At 63.0% G+C, this 22,804-nt stretch carries 12 protein-coding genes; 11 read left to right on the top strand and 1 reads right to left on the bottom strand.

Annotation, left to right across the window (positions count from 1 at the left end):
- Positions 1–8: 8 nt before the first annotated feature.
- Entirely contained in the window at positions 9–926 is a 918-nt protein-coding gene (gene rfbA / locus EDF61_RS15445) for a glucose-1-phosphate thymidylyltransferase RfbA (RefSeq protein WP_105658087.1), read from the bottom strand.
- A 105-nt stretch (positions 927–1,031) separates the two neighbouring features.
- Between rfbA and rfbB the strand changes: the two genes are divergently transcribed.
- The 11 genes from rfbB (at position 1,032) to EDF61_RS15390 (ending at position 22,771) form a co-directional block, all read left to right on the top strand.
- Positions 1,032–2,048, top strand: a complete 1,017-nt coding sequence (gene rfbB / locus EDF61_RS15440; RefSeq protein ID WP_105658120.1) for a dTDP-glucose 4,6-dehydratase — start codon at positions 1,032–1,034, stop codon at positions 2,046–2,048.
- Positions 2,048–3,469 (top strand): dTDP-4-dehydrorhamnose reductase, encoded by a 1,422-nt coding sequence (gene rfbD, locus EDF61_RS15435; protein WP_133834687.1) that lies wholly within the window; start codon positions 2,048–2,050, stop codon positions 3,467–3,469. The genes rfbB and rfbD overlap by 1 nt, the downstream gene beginning before the upstream one ends.
- A gap of 330 nt (positions 3,470–3,799) precedes the next feature.
- On the top strand, positions 3,800–6,433 hold the full coding sequence (locus EDF61_RS15430) for a helix-turn-helix transcriptional regulator (protein WP_105658089.1): 2,634 nt from the start codon (positions 3,800–3,802) through the stop codon (positions 6,431–6,433).
- Positions 6,430–9,117: a helix-turn-helix transcriptional regulator gene (locus EDF61_RS15425; protein WP_133834686.1), complete on the top strand. Its 2,688-nt coding sequence runs from the start codon at positions 6,430–6,432 to the stop codon at positions 9,115–9,117. The genes EDF61_RS15430 and EDF61_RS15425 overlap by 4 nt, the downstream gene beginning before the upstream one ends.
- A 568-nt stretch (positions 9,118–9,685) precedes the next feature.
- Positions 9,686–11,215, top strand: coding sequence for a sugar transferase (locus EDF61_RS15420; RefSeq protein ID WP_133834685.1), 1,530 nt, complete (start codon positions 9,686–9,688; stop codon positions 11,213–11,215).
- Positions 11,216–11,842: 627 nt separating this feature from the next.
- Positions 11,843–12,376 (top strand): hypothetical protein, encoded by a 534-nt coding sequence (locus EDF61_RS15415; RefSeq protein ID WP_133834684.1) that lies wholly within the window; start codon positions 11,843–11,845, stop codon positions 12,374–12,376.
- A complete protein-coding gene (locus EDF61_RS15410) occupies positions 12,373–13,638 on the top strand; it encodes a hypothetical protein (RefSeq protein ID WP_133834683.1) in 1,266 nt (421 codons plus the stop codon). The genes EDF61_RS15415 and EDF61_RS15410 overlap by 4 nt, the downstream gene beginning before the upstream one ends.
- Positions 13,639–13,677: 39 nt before the next feature.
- Positions 13,678–19,128 carry a PKD domain-containing protein gene (locus EDF61_RS15405; protein ID WP_166650844.1) on the top strand — a complete coding sequence of 1,817 codons (5,451 nt, stop codon included), beginning with the start codon at positions 13,678–13,680 and terminating at the stop codon, positions 19,126–19,128.
- Positions 19,129–19,372: 244 nt separating this feature from the next.
- On the top strand, positions 19,373–20,116 hold the full coding sequence (locus tag EDF61_RS15400; RefSeq protein WP_105658095.1) for a CDP-alcohol phosphatidyltransferase family protein: 744 nt from the start codon (positions 19,373–19,375) through the stop codon (positions 20,114–20,116).
- Positions 20,100–21,485 carry a Wzz/FepE/Etk N-terminal domain-containing protein gene (locus EDF61_RS15395; protein WP_133834681.1) on the top strand — a complete coding sequence of 462 codons (1,386 nt, stop codon included), beginning with the start codon at positions 20,100–20,102 and terminating at the stop codon, positions 21,483–21,485. The genes EDF61_RS15400 and EDF61_RS15395 overlap by 17 nt, the downstream gene beginning before the upstream one ends.
- 2 nt (positions 21,486–21,487) lie before the next feature.
- Positions 21,488–22,771 carry an O-antigen ligase family protein gene (locus EDF61_RS15390; protein ID WP_133834680.1) on the top strand — a complete coding sequence of 428 codons (1,284 nt, stop codon included), beginning with the start codon at positions 21,488–21,490 and terminating at the stop codon, positions 22,769–22,771.
- Positions 22,772–22,804: the final 33 nt, after the last annotated feature.

Here is a 22,804-nt window from a genome sequence, read left to right as displayed (position 1 = left end):
CTCGAATATCAGCTGATAGCCGGCATAGCGGCAGGACGCGTTGAATGATGGGGATCGACGAAACTGTTTTCTGCCAGCTGAAGCAAGTAATCGCCATACCCGCTCTTGCCCAGCTCCCGGCCCAAAGTGCGCAACTGGTCATCGCAGATGAACCCCTGGCGCCATGCAACTTCCTCGGGAGAACCGATCTTCAAACCCTGCCGCGCTTCGACAGTGCGCACGAAGTTGGAGGCGTCGTTGAGCGAATCGAAGGTTCCGGTATCAAGCCACGCAGTTCCGCGGGCCAGCACCGTGACGTTGAGGTTGCCCTCTTCGAGGTACAAGCGGTTGATGTCGGTGATCTCAAGCTCTCCACGGGCCGAAGGCTGCAATGTCCGGGCTTTGCCAACCACGGAATTGTCGTAGAAGTACAATCCCGGAACAGCGTAGTGGCTTTTCGGGTCCAGCGGCTTCTCTTCCAGCGATACGGCCCTTCCGGAGCTATCGAACTCGACGACGCCGTAGGACCTGGGATCCTTGACCCAGTAGCCGAAGATCGTCGCGCCGGTCTGGTCGGCGTAGCTTCCCAACTGGGTGCCGAAGCCCGGTCCATGGAAGATGTTGTCACCCAGCACCAGCGCCACGGATTCCCCTCCGATGTGCTCGGCGCCAAGTATGAACGCTTGGGCCAGGCCTTCAGGCCGGGCTTGCACGGCATAGGACAGATTGATGCCGAACTGCGAGCCATCGCCGAGCAAGGACTTGAACTGCCCCTCATCCTGCGGCGTCGTGATGACCAGGATGTCCCTGATTCCAGCGAGCATCAGGGTGGTCAGCGGATAGTAGATCATCGGCTTGTCGAAGACAGGCACCAATTGCTTTGAGATGCCTCGCGTGATCGGGTGCAAACGAGACCCGGTTCCCCCAGCTAGAATTATTCCCCTCATGGCTATCGAGCCTAATGAAGCGGGCAGCGATCTTGTCAGAGTAGTCATACTCGAGAATTGCTAGGAAGCTGCTTGGCCGCGGTGCCCACTGGCTACATTGGTGAGATGAAAAGAATCCTTGTAACTGGGGGAGCAGGATTCATTGGGGCAAATTTCGTGCACCATATGATTGCGCATTCCGACAGTGAAATCACCGTATTGGATAAGATGACCTACGCCGCCAACCGGCAGTCGCTGGAAGGCTTGGACAGCAAACGCGTCAACCTTGTTGTTGGCGACATCTGCGACTACGTGTTGGTCAACGAACTGGTGCCGCAGCATGATGCTGTGGTCCACTTCGCGGCAGAGACGCACAACGATAATTCCTTGCATGACCCGCGCAGCTTCGTGAATTCCAATGTCTTGGGAACTTTCGAACTCCTGGAAGCCGTGCGTAACCACGGTGTGCGCCTGCACCATATTTCCACCGACGAGGTCTATGGGGACCTGGAACTCGATGATCCGCAGCGCTTCACCGAAACTACGCCCTACAAGCCATCCAGCCCTTATTCGGCTACCAAAGCCTCCAGCGACCTTCTGGTCAAGGCCTGGGTCCGTTCCTTCGGGATCGAGGCGACGCTGTCCAACTGCTCGAACAACTACGGTCCGTACCAGCATGTGGAGAAGTTCATCCCGCGGCAGATCACCAACGTCCTGGGGGGATTGCGGCCCAAGCTCTACGGCAATGGGGCAAATGTGCGCGACTGGATCCACGCCAGCGACCACTCCTCGGCGGTGCAGCTCATCCTGGAAGCGGGCCAGACCGGGCGGACCTATTTGATTGGTGCGGACGGGGAGAAAAGCAACCGCGAAGTGCTCGCACTGATTCTGGAGCTGATGGGCAGGAAAGCCGATGACTTCGATGCGGTGGCCGACCGGGCCGGCCATGACCTGCGCTATGCCATCGATTCCACGGTGCTGCGCACCGAGCTTGGCTGGCAGCCGCGGTACACCGACCTGGTGCAGGGCCTGGAGCAGGCCATTGGCTGGTACCGTCAGCACCGCTCCTGGTGGGAGCCGGCCAAGGCACAGACCGAGCAGCGCTATGCGCAGCAGGCCGATGCGTTCAAGGTTGCCAGCTGATGGGCGGCGCGGCACAGCTACGGGTAGAGGACAGCCCGATTCAGGGACTCAAAGTGGTCAGCCTGCCGGTGCACCGCGATGAGCGCGGCTGGTTCAAGGAGAACTGGCAGCGGGAGAAAATGGTGGCTGCGGGTTTGCCGGACTTCCGTCCGGTGCAGAACAATGTCTCCTTCAATGGCCAGCGCGGGACCACTCGCGGATTGCACGCCGAGCCATGGGACAAATACATTTCGATGCTGTCTGGGGAGATCTTCGGCGCCTGGGTGGACCTGCGTCCCGGGCACGGTTTCGGCAGGCTGTTCACCGCTCAGGTGGGCGAAGGCCAAGCGGTCTTCGTGCCCCGCGGGGTGGCCAACGCCTTCCAGACCTTGGCCTCGAATACCGTGTACTCCTACCTGGTCACCGAGCACTGGACCGAGCCAGCCCGGTTGGAATACAGCTACGTCAATCTGGCCGACCCGGATTTGGACATCCCCTGGCCCATCAGCTTGGATGAGGCCATAGTTTCACAGGCGGACAAGGAGCACCCACCGCTGGCGCAGGCGAAACCAGTGCAGCCCAAGAAAATTGCGGTGCTCGGCGGGAACGGTCAGCTCGGACGTGCCTTCGCCCAGCTGGCGAAGTCAGATGAACGGATCGCTTTGTATACCCGCGCCCAGACCGACTTGCAGTCCCCGGGCTTCGCGGCATCGCTGGACCTTGCAAATTGCAGCCACGTGGTCAACGCGGCGGCGATGACCTCAGTGGACCGGGCGCAAACCCCTGCGGGCAGTGCCGAAGCGTGGCAGGTCAATGCCGTGGCCGTGCGCCAGCTGGCGTCACGATGCGCCGAGCGGGGGGTGCCGCTGGTGCATGTGTCCACCGACTATGTGTTCGATGGCGCGCAACGCGAGGTTGATGAGTTGCATCCGATCGCGCCGCTCGGAGTCTACGGCCAAAGCAAGGCCGCCGGCGAGCAGGCCGTGCTGGCCCACACCAGAAACTATGTGGTGCGCACCAGCTGGGTTATCGGGCAGGGCAACAATTTCGTGTCCACCATGCGCCGGCTCGCCGAGCAGGGAATCGCGCCCAGGGTGGTCGATGACCAAATTGGCCGGTTGACCTTCGCCAGCGAGCTGGCCCGCGGCATCATGCATTTGATTGATGCCGGCAGCGCCCCGGGGACCTATCACCTGCAGGGTGGCGGCGAACCCGCCAGCTGGTACCAGGTTGCCCGCGAGGTCTTCGCCTTGTGCGGCCATGACCCGGATTCCGTGCAGCCGGTTTCCACCCGGGAGTATGCCTTGGGCCGGCCGCAGTTGGCACCCCGGCCGGCGAACAGCACGCTGGACACCGCAAAATTGCAAGCGACCGGCTTCGCGCCGAAGCCGTTAACCGACTTGCTGGATCAGTTCCTTGGCCAGAATCGCGTAACGCCATAAAAACCGGGTAGGTAAAAATCGGGTGTGGTCCCAGTGAATGGCAGGTGAACGGCCAGAACCCCTCATCCAGGCTCGGCAATCCTTCCCAAGGTGCGAGTTATTCCAAGTCAACTAGAAAAGTCATGGGCACTAACTCGTTGTTCCCGAGTGAAGGCGAAGTGCTGTGCAATCACTGGGAAAAGAAGAAAAAGTGACTGAGCTTCATTTATCCTGCCGAACCCAGTGTTCTCGCTGCCTTTAAGTCCTAGGATGGGGAAACACGAGGAAGAGTCCTGACAGATTCTTTCACGGTTAATTTGGGGGAACGAACCGATTGGGGCGGTTTGAATAATGGAATATTCACGAATTCTCTCGCTGGCGGGCACTCGCAATGCTCGATCGCAGCGGGGAGATAGCAAGACAACTTCGAAACTTTCGCGGATTTCGCAAGGCATTTTGGGCAGGGTCCTGAACGACCCGCATTGCGCCGGAGCTGTGGTCTCCGGACCACCGGGCAGCGGTCGAAGGGCGCAGCTGGAAACCGACTTGGGCCAGATGGCCGAGCCGCCGAAGCTGATCCGGCTGAACGGAAGCAACTTCGGCACGAAAGTGCCTTTCGGTGTGCTTTCATTCCTGCTTGCCCAAGTCGACGTGGCCGGAGCTTCGAGCCGTCATGAGCTGATCCACCAGCTGGGCCGGGTGCTGTGCACCGACCAGCGCCCGTCAATGGTGGTGCTCGGGCGGCCTGAATTGATCGACGAGCAATCCAGCTCCTTGCTCGCCCAGCTGGCCACGATGGGCAAGATCAAGCTTTTCGTGATCTGCGAACACGTGCAGGATCTTCCTGGGGACCTGTTCGCCTTGTACCGTTCGGGCCGGCTGGCGCACCAGCGCGTCGAGCGCATGGGCAGCATGGAAACGCACGCTTTCGTCCAGCAGGAATTGGAAGGGCGGGTCTCCGCCTACGCCTCGGCAACCCTGTGCTACTTGGCCGGGGGCAACCGCTCGCTGATGCTCAAGCTGATGCACAGCTGGCGCGAAGACGGCCAGCTGCTGCAGCGCAACGGTACCTGGGCCTTGCGGATGAACGCGCTCGATTCCGGGCCAGCGATGCAGGCCCTGCACGCTTCGCTGGTCCATGGGCTCGATGACGGTGAACGCGAACTGCTCGGGGCCCTGGCACTGGGCGGGCCGGTGGAACTCAACCGCATCCGGCGTTCGGGCCTGACCTGCGAGCTTGACGGCTTGCTGAACCGTGGCCAGGCCAAGTACCTGCCCGGCGCCGCCTACAAGGTAGGCATATCCAATCCGCTGCTGTCCCTGCTCGTGCGCGCCGAATCCAGCAACCAGGCCCACCCTCACGGTGTGGAACTGCTGGCCAAGCTGCACAAGGACCCATTGGCTGCCCGGATCCTTGCGCAACTGAAATCCCTGAACGACCTTGGCGACTACGAATCGCAGCTCAGGGTGGCAGAAGACTTCCAGCAGCAGGGCTATCACGCCGAATGCTGGCCAACTGACCCGCGCACCCGGGTGGCCATCGTGGAGATGCACGTGCGCGCGCAGGCCATGCTCGGCCAGCTGTCCAACGGACTCGAAGCAATCGACCTGGCCAGGGCGGGACTGGCCCAGGCCGCCAGGGAGTCCGGTCCGCGCGAATCCCTGGATACCGCATTCCAGGAACTGGAACTGCTCAGCACGTTCGCGACCTTATTCAGCACCGAGATGACCAAAGAAACGAGCATCGCCGGCAGCAGCGAGTCACTGCTGTCTTCGTCAGGCTGGATGAGCGAGTCATTGCACCTGCGGTCCCTGTCGTTGCAAGCTGCCAGCTGGGCGGCGCAGTCGCGACAGGCCGATGCCATGAAGCTGGTCAGTTACGTGGACGGGGAACTGCGCAATATCCGCTTCAACGGCCCGACGGTCTCGAATTTCCATTCCGAGGACGCAGCAGATATAGAGTTCCAGCTGCTCCAGGCCGAATTGCTCTCCGGAGTCTGGAACGCGGCATCAGCCCGCGCCCAGCGCCTGGCCGAAGGGCAGTACATCAGTCCCTTGCTCATTTCCTACGGGGACATCATGCGGGGGATCCTGCTGGGACTGGGCAATGACTACGACGCTGCCTTGCGCCTGCTGGAACCGAACCTGCACCAGATGCAAGTGGCCGGAGACCGGGGAACCGAAGCGCTGATTGGGTCGGTCATTGCCTATGCGCTGGCTTGCTCCGGGAGGCGGGTGGAGGCATCCGCACTGGTATGCCCTGAATACGGGACCCCCGGAGCGATGCAGATGCCGCTGAGCTTCTACTCCTGGGCGGCAGAAGTCTTCTCCTGCCTTGCGTTGGCCGAACTCGGCTCGCCGCAGGCTGCAAGGCTGCGGCTGGCAACCTTCGCCCAGCGTGCCCGCGGCGGCCAGCACACCCTGCTCGAAGCGCTGACCTTGGGGTTCGCCGCGCGGCTGGGAGACCAGCTGGTGCTGCCGCAGCTGCGCAGCGCCGCCAGACGCTGCGAGGGCCTTGTCGGACAGAATCTGGAGGCGCTCGCAGACGCGGCGGCGGCCAAGGACTCGCCGCGCTTGGCAGCGGCTCTGGACAGCATGGTCGAGGCCGGGCACTTGCTCATGTCCGTGCCATCGAACAACGAGTTCGTCACATCAATGGAAGCCAGGGATCAGCGCAAGCTTGCCCGGGCAGTCAACGGCCGCAAGCGGGACTCGGCTCCGCAGATCCAGCAGCACGACGAGCTGCAGTTTGAAGCCATCGAACAGCAGCCGGGCTGGATGCGCGAGTTGACCAAGCGTGAGGCCCAGATCGCCAAGATGGCCATAACTGGCAAAACGAATTCGGAAATTGCAAAATTCAATGGCGTCTCGATTCGCACCGTGGAGGGGCATCTGTACCAGGTATATTCCAAGCTCCAGGTCCGAAATCGCCAGGAGCTCACTGCGCTTGACCGCACCAGCCGCCGTACCGCAGGGCTGCGATGAAACAGCATCAACTGATTACCAAGACCAGGCCAACTGAATACAACCGGCTGCTGCAGATCCTGCAAAGGCCAGGTCCCGCCGGCGTCTTGCTGCTGGGCGAGCAGGGCGTGGGCAAGACAAGCCTCGTGGAGGCAGTGCTTGCCTCCTCGGGCGCGGGCGAGCCGGTCATGACGCTGTATGGCACGCCGTCCTTGAGCACTGTTGCCCATGGTGCCTTGTCGCCATATCTTGGGGCCCTGGAGAGCATCGACGAGCCGGTGAGCGTGCTGCGCGAACTGAATCGGAGCCTGCTTTCCAGCCGCGGGCAGCTTGAACCGCATATCGTTGTCGTCGAAGATGCGCAGTTCCTGGACCCGCAGTCCTGCTTTATCCTCTCTCTGCTGGTGGAAAACGCCGAGGTGAAGGTGCTGGCCCTGGGCAGCGGGTCGTTGGAAGCGGATAGCCCGCTGGGCGCGCTGGCCGAGCTGGGATCCTTCACCACCATGGCCCTGCAGCGCCTGGACCGCAAAGGAGTGCGCGCGGTGGCCGAAGGCGTGATCGGACGCAAGCTCGCCGAGGGCACGGTGAGCCTGATCGACGTGGTCACCGGCGGTAACCCCAGCTTCGTTGAAGCCTATGCTGCATCCTGCCTGGAACAAGGCACGCTTTTCCACGATGACAGGTTGCTGCAGAGCCACGGGCTCCACGAGCCGGTATGGATCGTGGCCCGCGCACTTCCGGAAATCGATACGCCGATGTTGACGCTGGGCCGGGAAATCACCCGGACCCTGTCCGTTCAGGAGCAGCAGTCGCTGTTGCTGTTGGCTTTGGCTGGCCCGCAGCCCCCAGAAGTGCTGGAGCAGTGCGGATTGCCTTACCAACGGCTGCTGAAAATCGGTGAGCTGATGCAGCAAGGCCCGGCAATGGTCTTGAAATCCAAGCTGATGCAGCGGATCGTCCGCGCCTTGGCCACCGAACATGACATCGCACAGCTGCATGACCTGTGGGTTACCGCGGCGGTCTCGCTGGGAAAAGAGCCAAACGCCCGCGAGGTGCTGTGGTCCTTGGAAACCGGTAAGCAGGTGCCCATGAAGTTGGTCCTGGATCTGGCCGAGCAGGCCGCTCGGGAACTGAATTTCGGGTTGGCCCTGCGCCTATGCGTCCTGGGTAAGCTCGCCCGGCATCATGGGCAAGGAGCGCTGCTCGAAGCGCGGATGCTGCTGAGCATGGGGCGGCACCATGCCGCGCGCGCGCTGTTGCTGCGCCTGATCGATCAGCTGACCGATCTGGCGCTGCTGGGGCAGGCCTACGCCTACCTGCTGGAGGTCACCACGAATATCGGAACCGATGGCGTCGAATTGGGGCGGATCCTGGACGATTGGAAGCATCGGGCCCTGGGGCACGCGGACGCAGAAGAGGTAGCCAGCTTCTTGGCCCTGCATAGCGCAGGGGCCAGGGTCCTGGATTTCTGGCTCAGGGTCAATACCGCCCGCGGTCCACTGCCGAGCGTTTCCGAGCTGCAAGAATTCCTGGAGGACCGGCTGCTGCCCGCGCAGGTGCGCTTCATCGGCATGATGGTGCTCAGCGACCTGCACACGTCCGCCGGCCGGTGCCAGCAGGCCTTGGATCTGATGGAACCGGCTTTGCAAGACCTCAAGGAGAACCCGGCCCCGCAGGCCATGTACGAGGTCCGGGTGTTCTTCCGCATTGGCTGGAACCTGCTGTTCTTGGGACAATACGAGCGCGCCGCGGCATTCATCGACTCCTACCGCCATGCCCGGCTCCGTTCCATCCAGTACTACCAGGGGGCAATCTCGCTGCTCGACGGCGTCAGCCACCTGCTGCAAGGCAGAGTACAGCTCGCCATGGCCAAAATGGCCGAGGCCGTGACGGAACTGCAGATTGCGGACACCACTCAACTGCTGGCCTTGGCCAGTAATCTGTACCGGCTGCTGCTGGCCCGGTTGGGCTTTCCGGTGCCTGAAGCCCTGGTCACCGGGCCCGAGTCCTTCAGTTCCAGCGGTACGATTTCGCTGAACGGACAACTGGGCGAGGAGTCGTCGAAGCAGCGCATCTTCGCACGGGCCTTCGCAGCGGGACTGGGCCATCCGTATCCGGGTGAGTCGCTGGAGTGCTTCCCGCTGGTGGAACGCGAATTCCTTTTCAGCATGACCCGGCAGCTGGGGGACCAGGAGCTGGCCGAATCCCAGATGGGTGAAAGACTGCGTGCCTTGGCTGCGGGGCAGCAGGGATCGCGAGCGGCGTTTTTGGCGCGCCTGATGGACTTGCGAGGCTCAGAGCTTGGCGAGCCGCTGGAGCAGCTGGCCCAGGACGCCCTGGCCAAGAAAGAATACCTGGTGGTGATCGAGGCCTGGGCCCGGGCGGCCGAACGCTACGCCCAGTCCGGGGACCAGCGGCGCTGCGGCGCCTTGCTGCGCCGGGCCGCCCAACTGATCGACCAACAGGGGATGGACCCGGGAAAGTACATCGCCCGTGTCCTGGCGCTGACCGAATTGACCGCCCGGGAAGCGGAAATCGTCGGTTTGGCCCGGCAGGGATTGAATAACGCGCAGATTGCCCGGACCTTGACGGTCTCGCAGCGCACGGTGGAGGGGCATCTCTACCGGGTATTTTCGAAGTTGGGGATTACCGAGCGCGCGGAATTGGATCACGCAGGGCTTGAAGCGGGTACAACCGGCAGGTAGCACGTGCCGGTTTGCGCAAACTTGGAGTAGGTACCACCCGTGCCCGGCCCAGCACAGGTGGGTAATGTGATTTGCGGGAGCTGGAGACTTACGCAGGCGTTCTTTTGCGAACGAGTGCCTATCCGTAGGGTGCGCGGTCGGTGCCGTGGCGGCGAAGCTCTTCCCTGAAACGGGGCCGGCGGCCAGCGAATCCGCGAGGATTACCCCCAGCGCGACCGCCGGTCCCTTCCCGAAAAGGCCCTGTATCGGCAACCCCTCTGCGCCGGTGCAGGGTTTTTCCATGCCCGGAAACTTCCTTCCAAGTAGCGAGCGAGTATGAACCAAGTGCCGTGTGAGTATTTGAAGGATATGCAGGCCATCTTTTGAGTGTTCTTCCACTCGTGCATCGGATGCATTCGCATCATAGGCTCAAGGTCGAGAACGGCAGCCGGGCTGGTGGGACAGCGCGATTGCCATGTGTATTGGGGAACTCGCTTATTTCTTGGGGGAATACAGATGATTGACGTTGTGTTGCCGGTCTGCGACCACCCTTGCTGCGTCGAATCGCTAGCCAGGGTGGGAACAAGACATGTCGCAAATTAGCAGCAGGCTGCGCGAAGATCGCGTATCTTCTCTCGGCACCTGGACGTTCGCACCTCCAAGGACAAATCAGGAAACCGGTACCGCCAGTGCCCGGGGCCGCGCTTATCTGCGTCGGCTTTACGGCACTGATCTGCTGGTCATTTCCTTGGTGAGCTCCTTGCCGGCAATCACGCAATTCCAGAGCTCGCAGATGCCGCAGTTCATTGCGGGTAGCACGCATTACTACGTGCTGGCCGGGTTGCTGCTCACCTTCGCCTGGATGGCCAGCTTGCTATCCTTCAAGGCCCACCGGCTGGGAAGTGTTGCCGTGGGGATGCAGGAATACAAGATCATGGTCTATTCGGGGCTGGCACTGTCGGGCTTCATGGGGGTACTTATCGTGCTCACCGGCCAGGACAGCCTGAAAATTTTCCTGGTCCTCTCTTTGCCGCTGGGACTGCCCGCACTGCTGCTGAGCAGGTGGACCTGTCGCCAGTGGCTGAGCTGGCGCAGCCGAAGCGGCTACGCCTTGAGCAATGTGCTGATCTACGGCCAGCCCACCGACGTCCCGTACGCCGTCCGCCAGATTTCCAAGAAATCCGGGCCCGCCTACCGGGTTGTTGGCGCGCTGATGGACGGCGCGGCGGATCCGGAAGCCGAACGCGATATCCGCAAAACCGATCCGACCCTTCCTCTGGCCTACGACACCGGCGCCATCGAGCAGGAAATCCAGCGGTTGCATGCTGATTCGGTGATCGTGGCCGGACCATTACCCGGTGGCAATGAAGCCTTGCAGCAACTGGGCTGGCGGCTTGAGGGCACCGGGACCAGGCTCATCGTGGCCTCCTCGATCATCGGGGTTGCCAGCCGCCGCGTGCGGACCAGCCCCGTGGATGGGATGCCGCTGCTGCATGTGGAACTGGCAAAGTTCACCGGAGCGCGATACCTCTGCAAGCGCGGCTTCGACATCGTCTTCTCGCTGCTCGCCTTGCTGGCCTTGTCACCGGTTTTCCTGGTGATCGCCTTGCTGATCCGGCGCGAGGGCCCGGGGAAGATCTTCTTCCTCCAAGAACGGGCCGGACAGGACGGCCGCCCCTTCAAGATGATCAAATTCCGCACCATGGTCCACGATGCCGAAGCGCAATTGGCCGCCCTGCAAAAGCTGAATGAAGGGGCAGGGCCGCTGTTCAAATTGAAAGACGACCCGAGGGTCACCCGGTGCGGCAACTGGCTGCGCAAGCATTCATTGGATGAGCTGCCGCAGTTCCTCAACGTCCTGCGCGGGGACATGTCGGTGGTCGGACCCCGTCCGGCGCTGTTCGCCGAAGTGGAAACCTATGAGGGCCAGGCCCGCCGCAGGTTGCTGCTGAAGCCGGGGGTGACCGGACTTTGGCAGGTCTCCGGACGGTCAAACCTGGAGTGGAAGGAAAGCGTGCGGCTGGATCTGTACTACGCAGAGAACTGGACCGTGCTCAGCGATTTGCGGTTGATCTGGCGTACCTTCCAGGTCATGGTCAAGCCCGACGGTGCCTATTAGGAGCCAGGATGAGAACTTGCAGCTTGCCCGCGGGCACGCCGTGGCAGGGCCACTGGGACAAGCAGATATCGGGCCGGATCAATTTGCAGCCAGGATCCGCAAGCATGCGCTACCTCTCATCGGGTGCCAAGCGCAACCAATGTTCGAAAACAAAGCAGTACGGATTCTGTGGGGGATCAGAAAATGCGTTCGTTGCGAGCACATGAGCCTGGAAGCACTCGGGCTATCAACAAGAATTGCTCTGGCGGGACACCGCCGGATGCGCATCAACCAGTCCATCCGATTTCCTGCGCGGGAGAATTCCCGCTTGCGAGTTCCGGGTGGGCTCATGAGGCGGAGTCGGCGGCATGTCAGTCGCGCGAAAACACGACTTGCCCCCCAGCTGCCGCCGACTCCTTTGCCACGAAACCCGCCGGACGGATAAGAATTCTGTCAACGCTGGCGATGCTCTGCTCGTCGATCTTCTTGCTTGCAGCGTGCACTTCAGCTGCGCCCCAGGCGAGCGAGCTGGACAATGCGGCGCCGCAAGAACAAGCACCATCACCGTACGCACCGCCAACTGGGAAGCCCCAGGCCAATCCGACGAAGGCACCGGAAGACAGTGCGCCGCAGCTGGAAGCTACCAAAGTGCCCAGCGACGAGCCAACACCCGAAGTAGAGAAGCCAGCGGACTACAGCGGGATAGCCTTCGAAGCCGGCGATGGAAAGCTGCCGGTGGTGAAGCGCTCCGGTGAAGCAGTCAGGGCCGCAGACCGCATGCCGGCGAATACGAAGGATGCGACACAAGCCAGCTATCGGGACGGCGTCAACGTCACGGTTGCCGCGATCGGCAATGGCATCGTGAAAAGCGAGGGACCAGGCTATTTCACCGGAGCGAAATACCGGGTGTACGAGGTCCGGATTAGCAATGGATCCGGTGAGGAACTGGACATCTCCAGTGTGATCATTAACCTCGTGCCGGGCAAGGGCCAGCAGGCAGCACTGCCGCTATACGGCGAGGTCGAGGCCTATGACTTCTCTGGCACGATCGAGGCAGGAAAGCAGGCCAGCGCCCACTACGCCTTCATCGTCCAAGATGCCGGCGCCGTGGCAAAGGTGCAGGTGGATCTGGACAACCAGCACGCTCCAGGGTTGTTCACGTTGAAGGCAGAGAAGAAATGACTCTAGCCAGAACCCTGCTGAACAAGGTTGCCGGTGTAGCTTCATCTTCCACGGCACAGGCTATCCAGTCCCTGACGAGCCTGATTGTGCTGATGCTGGCCGCCAAGCTTCTCGGGCTGGAGGCGCTGGGCCTCATTTCGACGCTTTACGGAGCGCTGATCCTTGCAGCCGCCATCATCTCCGGCTTTGTCGGCGACTCGCTGACGGTACTGGACCGGCATGATCCGCATGTGCGGGCCGGACTGCGCTTCTGGCTCTCGTTGCTGGCCCTGTCCCTGGGGGCCATCGGAGCGTTGCTTTGCTGGGCGGGTACCGATCTGGGCTTGCTCGGAGCTGTGCTCTACGGCCTGGCAGTGGTTGCCTACGTCGCTGAAGAGCTGGTTCGGCGCAGTTACATGGTGATCCTCAGCTTCGGAAAGCTGATCGTGGTAGACCTGGTGGTATTGGGAACCACCAGCATGGTGCTGCTGGGATTCGGCGTCTTCTCCACCTTGACGCTGGAAGCGTTCTTCTTGGCGGTCCTGGCCGGGCAATGCGCCGGAACCGCCTTCGGTTGGCTGCGCCTGCCAAACAGCGAAAAAACGCCGGCCCACCGTCCGGCGCAAATCCGGGCTGTGGCCAGATTCGGAATCTGGCGCTCTGCCCTGCAAGGACTGCGCCCGACCCAGCTGACTGTGATGCGCGTGCTCGTCACCGCCTTGATCGGCCTGGCCGCAGCCGGCGCGCTGGAGGCGGCTAGGCTTTATGCTGCTCCTGCGATGCTGCTGGTCACCGGCACCTGTGCCTACCTGTTTGCGTCACTGGCCCGCGACCGAGATGCCGGTCCTTGGCGCCAGCTGAAGAACACTGATTCGGTGGTGCTCAAGCTTTTGCTGGCCACCGCAGGCTGCGCGGCCATTGGGCTGGTGCTGCTGCCTTGGGGCGGACCTCTGCTGACGGGCATCCGCCCGTCAGGTCTTGCTGTTACCGGGTGGCTGGCGTATGCCAGCGCGGTGGCGGCATCCACGCCGTATGGCCTGCTGGCTGCGGTACACGAGAATGCACGGCCGGTATTTGCTATCAGGTTCATGGACAGCATCCTGTCCGTGGTGCTGATTGCCTCGGTCCTGGTATTCACTTCGGACTACCGGCTGGTTCCGTGGGCCGCCGCCGCTGGTGCCTTGGCCGGCGGCTTGGCCATGCGGCGGTGGCTGCAGAAATCGGTTGCCGTGCACTTGCCCCGGCAGGGGCAACCAGCGGGCCGATTCGCCCAGCAGCGCTGACTTGGCAAAGCCCCGGTATCAACAATGAACGGAATGGACATGGAAGAGCAGCAGATAACGGCAGGCCGGCGCACACCCGTGCGGCGATTCACACGGGTGCTGGCTTCGGTCGCCGCGGCTGTGCTGGTCATTGCCGGCCTGAGCGCAATTCCGGCGACAGCCGCTGGCGAAGAGGAAATCGAGCTGCCCGAGACGGTCAGCGCAAATCATCTTCCTACCCCGCAGCTGAACGGGGTGGCTTGGGACCTGCGTGTGCGCGGGAATGTGGCTTATGTGGTCGGTTCGTTCACCCGGGTACGGCCAAGCGGTGCGAATCCTGGCGGCGCCGGGGAAGTGGTTCGCAATAACGCCATGGCCTTCAACATCACCAACGGGCAGATCCTGCCCTGGAACCCGAACTTCAACGCTCCAGTCATGGATATCGAGTTCTCTCCGGATGGAAGCCGTTTCTACGCAGGTGGACAGTTCACCGCCGTCAGCGGCCAAGCCCGCAGCAAGATCGCTGAATTCACCACTTCCAACGGGGCGCTGACTTCCTTCTCCGCCAGCGTGGGCGGGTCCGTGGAAACCCTTGCAGTGACCAGCGACGCTGTCTACCTGGGCGGCTCCTTCAACTCCGTGGCCAACCAGACCCGGCGCAATGTCGCCAAGCTGAACCGCGCCAACGCGGAACTTCAGGCGTGGGCACCGGCCACCGATGATATCGTCCACGGCATCATCGCCACCGACCAGAGCGACCGCGTGGTCATTGGCGGACGCTTCCAGACGATCAACAACGAGCCCAAGGTCGGCATCGGCGCCGTGAATGAGACCACCGGCCAGCAGGCGGCATGGAGCTCCACTCCGGTCCCGGCGCGGATCGATGACAATGCCCGTGCATGGGTCGCGGACCTGAAACTGGAAAACGGCGTCATCTACGCGGCGAACAACGGCATGGGCTGGCACTGGTTCGACGGCCGATTTGCCGCCGATTACGCCACCGGAGACCTGATCTGGCTCGATAATTGCTATGGATCGACCTCATCGATCAGCATCATGGGCGACGTGGTCTACTCGACCCCGCACGCCCACGACTGCTCGTCGGTCAACGGGTTCCCCGAGGAGAATCCGATGATCTGGAAGCGCGCGCTGGCGGAGACTGCCTTCGCCACCGGTACGGATGCCACTGCGCCGTCGAATAATTCGCTGGTGCGCAACCAGCCAATCCCGACCTTGCTGCACTGGTATCCCTCGATCAATACCGGTACCTACACCGGGCAGTACCAAGGTGGCTGGGCCATGGATAATAACGGGGACTACCTGGTTCTCGGCGGCGAGTTCACCAGGTTGAACAACACCAACCAGCAGGGCTTGGCTGTCTTCCCCAAGCGGTCGCTGTCGTCGAATTCGATACGGCCCGAGTACACCGCGGAGCTGAAGCCGTCGGCGATTTCCCAACGCAGCGGTTCCGTGCGCGTGGCCTGGCCGACTACCTGGGATATCGATGACGAAACGCTCACCTACGAGCTGCTGCGCGATAATTCGCTCACCGCCATCGACAGCCAGGACGTGTCCTCCATCTGGTGGAAAAAGCAGTCGCTGGGCTTCCGCGATGACAGCGTGGCTCCGGGCAGCACCCACACCTACCGGGTACGCGTCTCGGACCCGTGGGGCAATAACTACATCGGTCCGCGCTCGGATCCGGTGACCGTCAGCAACAGCGCCGAGAGTCCGTATACGCAGGTCCTGCGAGAGACCGGCGCGGATATCTACTATCCACTGAACGAATCCGATGGCAGCGTAGCCTTTGACAACATCGGCTTCGTCGATGCCGACGCCAGCGCGGCCCTGCAGCGCGGCCTGCCCGGTGCGATCAGCGACGATGATGCCAGCGGATTCAGCGGGCAGTCGCTGGCGAGCCGAAATGCCGCGACCGCGCCGGACACCTTCACCACCCAGCTGTGGTTCAAGACCGAGAGCGACCAGGGCGGCAAGCTGATCGGCTATGGCAGCTCGGCCACCGGCGACTCCGGTAGCTACGACCGCCATGCCTGGATGGACAATTCCGGACGCTTGCACTTTGGCACATGGCTGGGGTGGGCGGCAACGGTCAGTTCCTCGGCGAGCTACAACGACGGGCAGTGGCACCAGCTCACCGCAACACTGGGCCAAGCCGGAATGCACCTGTACGTTGACGGGCTGAAGGTCGCCGAACGCACCGATGCCAGCAGCGGCCAGGCCTACTCCGGCATGTGGCGCATCGGCGGGGACAACCTCAACGGCTGGCCGAACCAGCCGTCGAGCAAGGCCTTCAACGGCGAGCTGGACGAGGTGGCGATCTTCAACGAGCAGATTGACGCAGCCACCGTGCTGCAGCTCTTCCAATCCACCGGGCGCACTGCGGACATTCCCGAGCCTCCAGCCGATGCCTACGGCATCGCGGTCTACGCCGATGAACCGCAGATGTACTGGCGCCTGGATGAAACCGGGGGCAACGTGGCCACGGACAGCACCATCGCCCGCAACGACGGAACCATCAACGGCCCGGTCCGCTACGCAGAAGATTCCGCCATCGGCCACGGCACATCGCTGGGCTTCGGGGAGTCCGATGCCGCGGTGGTCTCGAACCGGGCGGTGCAGAACCCGACAGTGTTCTCCACCGAGGCCTGGTTCCGGACAACCACGGGCAATGGAGGCAAGATCATCGGTTTCGGCAATGCGGCCAGCGGCCTGTCCTCCAGCTACGACCGGCATGTCTACATGCGCAATGACGGCACCTTGGTCTTCGGCGTCTACACCGGAGCTGAAAATCTGGTCACCACCGGCCGGGCCTACAACGACGGGGACTGGCATCATCTGGTTGCCACGTTGTCCGGCGAGGGCATGAAGCTGTACGTAGATGGCGCCCTCACCGGCACCAACCCGCAAACCGCGGCCGAGCCGTTCAACGGCTACTGGCGCATTGGCGGCGACCGGGTATGGTCCGGAGCCAGCTCCGCATGGTTCGATGGCGAAATCGATGAGGCCGCCGTCTACGCCAGGGCACTGAGCCAAGCCGAGGTCAATGAGCACTACGGGATTGCCGGCGAGCCGAACCAGGATCCGCTGGCCGACTTCACCAGCACCAGCCAAGGTCTGGCGGTGGCCTTCGACGCCAGCGGATCAACCGATGCCGACGGCACCATCGCCAGCTACGCCTGGGACTTCGGCGACGGGCAAAGCACCACCGTGCAGACCGAAGGAGTGCTTCATGAATACGCCCAGGCCGGCACCTACACGGTGGTGCTGACCATTACCGATGACCGCGGTGGCACTGCCACGAAGACGCAGCAGGTCGAGGCCAAGGCGGTCAACCAGCCGCCGGTGGCCGCGATAGCCAGCGAACAGACCGGTTTGAAGGTAAGCCTGAGCGGTTCCGGATCCGAGGATCCGGAACAAGGAGAGCTGTCCTACGAATGGGACTTCGGCGATGGCAGCCAGAAGGCCTCCGGCCAGGACGTGGAGCATGCCTATGGCGCAGGCGGAGAGTACACGGTGACCCTGACGGTGACAGACAACGCTGGGGCCACCGCCCAGGCGCAGAGCATCCTGACGGTGGAAAACTCCGCTCCGCTCGCGGCCATGGAAGTGGTTGTTGACGGCCTGGGCATCCAAGTCAACGGATCTGGCTCCGCAGACCCCGAGGGCGGGGAACTGGACTATGCCTGGGACTTCGGCGACGGGACCGAGGCCACCGGGGCCGAAGCCGCCCACGAATACGCGGAACCGGGAACCTACGAGGTCACCCTCGTGGTGGCCGATGAGCACGGGGCCACCGGCACAGTGGCGAATTCGGTGCAAGTGAAGGTGCCGAACACGGCACCGGACGCTGCCTTCGAATCCACCGTCGACGGACTGGCCGCCGTCTTCACCGCTGCACCATCGCAGGATGCCGATGGGCAGATCGTGTCCTGGGAATGGGACTTCGGCGACGGGACCACCGGAACCGGGGCCGAAGCCATGCACCAGTACTCGAGCAGCGGCACCAAGACCGTGACCCTGACCGTCACCGACAACGAGGGCGCCACCGGCACCGCTTCCAGCGAAGTCACCGTGCGGGACCCGGCCGAACTGGATCCGACCGCGGCCTTCACCTGGGAAGCCGATGAGCTCGCGATCACCGTGGACGCCTCCGATTCGCTGCCTCCGGCAGCCGGCGGGGAGATCACCGGGTACCTGTGGGAGTTCGGCGATGGAACCCAGGCCAGCGGAGTGGCGGCCAGCCACAGCTACGAGTCGGCCGGCACCTACTCGGTGACGCTGACCGTCCAGGCAGGGGAGCGGGAAAGCACCATCAGCCAGGTGGCCACGGTTGCCGCCGCCCAAGGTCCGCAGGCGCAGTTCAGCACCTCGGTCCGCGGACTCGCACTGGGCGTCGATGCCTCGGGCAGCACGGCCGGGGATACGCCGATTACCGGATACCAGTGGGACTTCGGCGATGGGCAGAACGCTCTGGGAGAAACTGCGCAGCATCGCTACGCCGAGGACGGCCGGTACACGGTCACCCTGACGGTCAGCGATGGGAACGGGCTGGAATCACGCACTGAAACCGAAGTGGATGTCCAGAATTCGGCACCGGTGGCGGCCTTCGCCCTGGAAGCGAACGGACTTGAAGTCCAGGTCGATGGCGCCGCCTCCAGCGATGCTGATGGCCAGATTGCCACTTACGCATGGGATTTCGGAGACGGGAACACCGCCAGCGGCCAGAATGCCTCCCATGAGTACGCCGAGCCAGGCGGCTATCCGATCAAGCTGGTGGTCACCGACGAGGACGGCGCACGTGCCGAGCTGGTCCAGCAAGTGCAGGTCGCGGCCGTCGCCGAACCGGCCCTGCTGGTCTCAGATGCATTTGGACGCACCGTTTCCGATGGCTGGGGTGACGCCGATACCGGGGGAACCTGGACGCGGCAAGGCTCATCGTCCAACTTCAGCGTGGCTGGAGGCACCGGAACGATCCGCATGTCCTCCGCCGGCAGTGGACCGCTGTCGTGGCTGCCAGCCACGGTACGGGAAGGCGACATGCGCATCAAGCTCAGCCGCGACAAGGCTGCCACCGGCGGGGGCATCTACCAGACGGTGACCATCCGGGATATTCCTGGCGTCGGGGCGTACCGCGCCAAGGTCAGGTTCCTGTCCAACGGCTCGGTGGCGGTGACCCTGGAGAAGGTTGTCTCCGGCAGCGTCAGTGCGTTGAGCGCCGAGACCGTCATCGGCCAGGTAGACGGTTCGCCGGGCAAGGCCGTGTGGCTGCGTTTGCAGGCTCAGGGCAGCAGCTCCACCAGCTTGCGGGCCAAGGCCTACAACCAAGGCCAGGATGAGCCGGTGAACTGGCAGCTCAACGTCACCGACTCCACCGCCGCACTGCAGGCCGAAGGCCGTTTGGGGTTGTCGGTCTACCTCTCCGGCTCGGCGGGTAACGCGCCGGTCAACGGCGGGTTCGATGATCTGGAGGTGCGGGAAATCGCCGAATGAGCCCGGCCGTTCGCGGTTCGTTGCGCCAATGCGGTGCGAATCGCGAGCGCTGGCTCAGCGGCTTCGCCTAGGAATAGGAATTCGATGGATAGAACACGGGAAATGAACTAGATTGTTTTCAGCTTGGGTTGTCCCCTGGGGATGCGCTGCACAAATGCGGTGCTTGGGGACAGGGCTGAATATCGGGGGCGCTTGCGGCCGATCGCGGCCGCAAGCACATAAGAGTTCACTGGGGAGGACTCACATGCTGCAAGAACAACAAGGATACCGTTGGGCAGTCGCAGAACTGCGCCAGCGGCAGAAAACCAATAAGGGAGCGCCAGCCTACTCGCGCTTCGTCAACAGGCCACTGGGCCGCCGGCTGGCGGCACTGGCCTATCTGCTTCGGCTAACGCCCAACGGCGTCACCGGCATCAGCGCTCTATGCACGGCTGGCGGACTGGCGGTGATCGCGCTGCTGGAACCGTCCTTCGGCTCTTCGCTGCTGATCACAGCTTTGCTGGTGCTCGGCTACGCGCTGGATTCTGCTGATGGGCAGCTGGCCCGTCTCCAAGGCTCCGGATCCGCTGCCGGCGAATGGCTGGACCATATTGTCGACGCGATCAAGACCGCCGCCCTGCACGCGATGGTGCTGATCTCGTGGTACCGGTTCTACCCGGTAGAAGGCGCCTGGTACCTGGTGCCCATTGCCTACCAGGTCGTGGCCTGCAGCCTGTTCTTCTCCATGATCCTTACCGATCAGCTGCGCCGGCTGAACTCCGGGAGAACGGGGCACTACCTGCAGGGCCAGGGCAAGAGCTCGGCCCTGTATTCATTGGCCGTCGTGCCTACCGACTTCGGCCTGATCTGCCTGGCCTTCCTGACGCTGTGGCTGCCATCGGTGTTCATTCCGGTGTATGTCCTGCTGCTGCTGGCCAACGCAGGCTTCCTGGCGCTGGCCCTGGGCAAGTGGTACCGGGAGGTGAAGGGCCTTGGCCAAAGCGCTTGATTACCAAGAACATCGCACCTGGCCAGCTGCACCGGAATTGGGCTGGGGACAGCATGCGCATCGGGAGGCGGCAGGCATGGATCTGAGTGATTTCCTCTTCGTGCTGCGAACCCGCATGTGGTGGATCGCGGCCAGCACCCTTGCCGGGATACTCGCCTCCATCGCCATCACCCTGGGGATGACCCCGGTCTACACCGCGAAGTCGACCTTGTTCGTCAGCGTCAATTCCAGCCAGGACACGGCCTATGCCCGTGGCCAGTTCGCGCTGCAGCGAGTGGGGTCCTACCCGCAGCTGGTCAATGATCCGCAGCTGATCAACCAGGTGATCCGCGAGCTCGATCTGGATCGCAGTTTCCAGGACGTCAAATCCAATGTGAACGCCACCAATCCGGTCGATACCGTGCTGCTGGCCGTGACGGCGAAGGCCCCGGAGGCCCAGCAGGCCGCGGACATCGCCAATACGGCTGCCGGGTTGCTGGCGGAGTCCATCCAGAAGCTGGAGAACACCGACCCCAAGAAGCTCGAAGTCAAAGCGGAGCTGTCCGTGCCGGCCGCGGCACCGCAGTACGCCACCGCGCCTCGCAAATCCGTGAATCTGGCCCTGGGCCTGGTTTCGGGAGCCAGCTTGGGATTGCTGCTGGCCCTGGCGCTGCACAAGTTGGATCCGAGGATCCTGCGCGGCCGCGACGCCGAACGGCAATTGCGCATGCGCGTGCTGGGCACCGTGGCGGCCCGGTCCAAGGACGGAGCCCGTGCCAACCCGACCGGCATCCAGGTCGGTTACCGCCAGCTGGTATCGAACCTGCTGATGGCCAATGACGGGCGCCTGCCGCAACGCATCCTGGTGCTCAGTACCCGTGCCGATGCGGTTCTCGATGGGCAGCAGCTCGCCCAGACCCTGGCGGCCATGGGCAAGCGCTCGGTGATCGTGCAGGCCGACCGTCAACTGGAGCCGCTGCGCCGCGACGAGGCAAGTGGAACGGGCCTGGCCCAAGTGCTCGCTGGCACCAGCGAGCTGCATGATGCACTCACTCATATCGAATCGGTGCCGATGGGCTACCTCCCTGCCGGACCGCAACCTGAAACGCTGCGCCGTTTCGATGTGTTCGCCGGATTGGACAGCTTGATCGCTTCCCTTGAAGAGGATTTCGATGTAGTGATCTTCGTAGCCAGCATGGAGGGCCAGCCGGTGGACGCCACCGCAGTGGCCCTGCACAGCGATTGCGTGATCCTCACCGGTCGTGAACGGCGAACCACCTACCGACAGGTTGCCGATGCCCTGCAGGAGCTGAACGCTGTGCGAGTCGGAGCGACCGGGCTGGTGCTGGTGCGCAAGCCTTCGCGCTTCCGGCACCGGCGGGGTACCTGATCATGCCTCCGGCCGTCAGCGCGTCCTGGACGCCGGCGGAGCAGATTCCGGTGCCACGGCGCTACCGGGTTCCGCGTCTGTGGCAGTTGAACCTGCTGTGGATCCTGATGGTCTTCAGCGTGGTTGCTTGGCGCCAGGGAACGCTGTTCACCGGCGGATTGGACCTCGTGGTCGTGCTCAAGGCGCTGTTGCAAGGCGCCGTGCTGTGCTGGGCGATCCTGCTGTGGATGTGGAGTGGGGCCAGCCAGCCGGTAGGCGTGCGCAGTATCGCGCTGCTCGCTCCGGTTCTGGCCCTGAGCGTGATCGGGGCGATGGCAGAAGGCAATGTCATGGCCTCGGCCATCATCGCGATCCGCGTGGCGATGCTGGCAGCGACAGTGCTGTTCATCATGCGGGTTTTCCCGGCCCACCAGGTGCTGCTGGCCATGTGCGTCGGTTTGGCCGCGGTGGGCATCATCAGCGCGGGGACCGGGCTGGCGCTGGGCGGAGGCGGGCGCTTGACAGGCGGCATCCCTCCGCTGAGCCCCAATGAGATTGCCTTGCTTTCCGGTATCCCGGCACTGGTTCTTTTCCACCAATCGCTGCGCGCGCATGTGCGGTGGTGGCACGTGGGGATGCTGGTGTTGCTCAGCGCCATCCTTCTGCTCTCCGAGTCGCGCACCGCTCTCATCGCGGCTGCTTGCACGGCAGCTGGCATGCTGCTGATGCTCCGCCGAATCCCGTTGCAGACCATCGTGGCGGCGCTGGCGGCCCTTCCGCTGGTGTTCTACCTTGCGTTCCTGACTCCGGTTTTGCAGAATCTGATGGCTCGCGAGGACAGTGCCTCGGTGATGACGTTGAACTCCCGGACTATCAGCTGGTCGGTCGTGCTGAACCTGCCCAATGATTCATGGCAGAGATGGATCGGTGCGGGATTGAGCCAGAAGACCATTGCTGTCGAAGGGCAGTACTGGGACGAGCAGGTCTTCGATTCTTCGTGGATTTCCTTGCTGGCGCAAACTGGAATCATCGGAACGCTGCTTGTGGCTTTCTGGGTTCTGCTGACGGTTTTCGCCGCATTGCGTTCAAGCAGGCTGCGCAGCTTGCTGTTCCCGCTGCTGGCATTCGTGATCATCCGCAGCGTGATGGAAAACGGGCTGGTAGATGCCGGTGCGCTATTCCTGATTTTCCTGGTGTTCGCCCTGATGCTGGAACCGGCCAGCAGCCGAGCGGCCTTGGACTGGGAACACGCTGCACCCCTGCAGCGCAAGCAGCCATCGAATCCGCCGGTGGCGATGGGCAGCTGAACCCGAATGCACCGGATCCCGGCTGGGCACAAT

The sequence above is a fragment of the Arthrobacter sp. JUb115 genome (assembly GCF_004365035.1).
Taxonomy (GTDB): domain Bacteria; phylum Actinomycetota; class Actinomycetes; order Actinomycetales; family Micrococcaceae; genus Glutamicibacter.
This window is presented reverse-complemented; position numbering and strand designations above follow the sequence as displayed.

Excerpts from the sequence above, each read along its gene's own strand:
- rfbA (WP_105658087.1), bottom strand. The coding sequence starts at position 926 with ATGAGGGGAATAATTCTAGCTGGGGGAACCGGGTCTCGTTTGCACCCG.
- rfbB (WP_105658120.1), top strand. The coding sequence starts at position 1,032 with ATGAAAAGAATCCTTGTAACTGGGGGAGCAGGATTCATTGGGGCAAAT.
- rfbD (WP_133834687.1), top strand. The coding sequence starts at position 2,048 with ATGGGCGGCGCGGCACAGCTACGGGTAGAGGACAGCCCGATTCAGGGA.
- EDF61_RS15430 (WP_105658089.1), top strand. The coding sequence starts at position 3,800 with ATGGAATATTCACGAATTCTCTCGCTGGCGGGCACTCGCAATGCTCGA.
- EDF61_RS15425 (WP_133834686.1), top strand. The coding sequence starts at position 6,430 with ATGAAACAGCATCAACTGATTACCAAGACCAGGCCAACTGAATACAAC.
- EDF61_RS15420 (WP_133834685.1), top strand. The coding sequence starts at position 9,686 with ATGTCGCAAATTAGCAGCAGGCTGCGCGAAGATCGCGTATCTTCTCTC.
- EDF61_RS15410 (WP_133834683.1), top strand. The coding sequence starts at position 12,373 with ATGACTCTAGCCAGAACCCTGCTGAACAAGGTTGCCGGTGTAGCTTCA.
- EDF61_RS15405 (WP_166650844.1), top strand. The coding sequence starts at position 13,678 with ATGGAAGAGCAGCAGATAACGGCAGGCCGGCGCACACCCGTGCGGCGA.
- EDF61_RS15400 (WP_105658095.1), top strand. The coding sequence starts at position 19,373 with ATGCTGCAAGAACAACAAGGATACCGTTGGGCAGTCGCAGAACTGCGC.
- EDF61_RS15390 (WP_133834680.1), top strand. The coding sequence starts at position 21,488 with ATGCCTCCGGCCGTCAGCGCGTCCTGGACGCCGGCGGAGCAGATTCCG.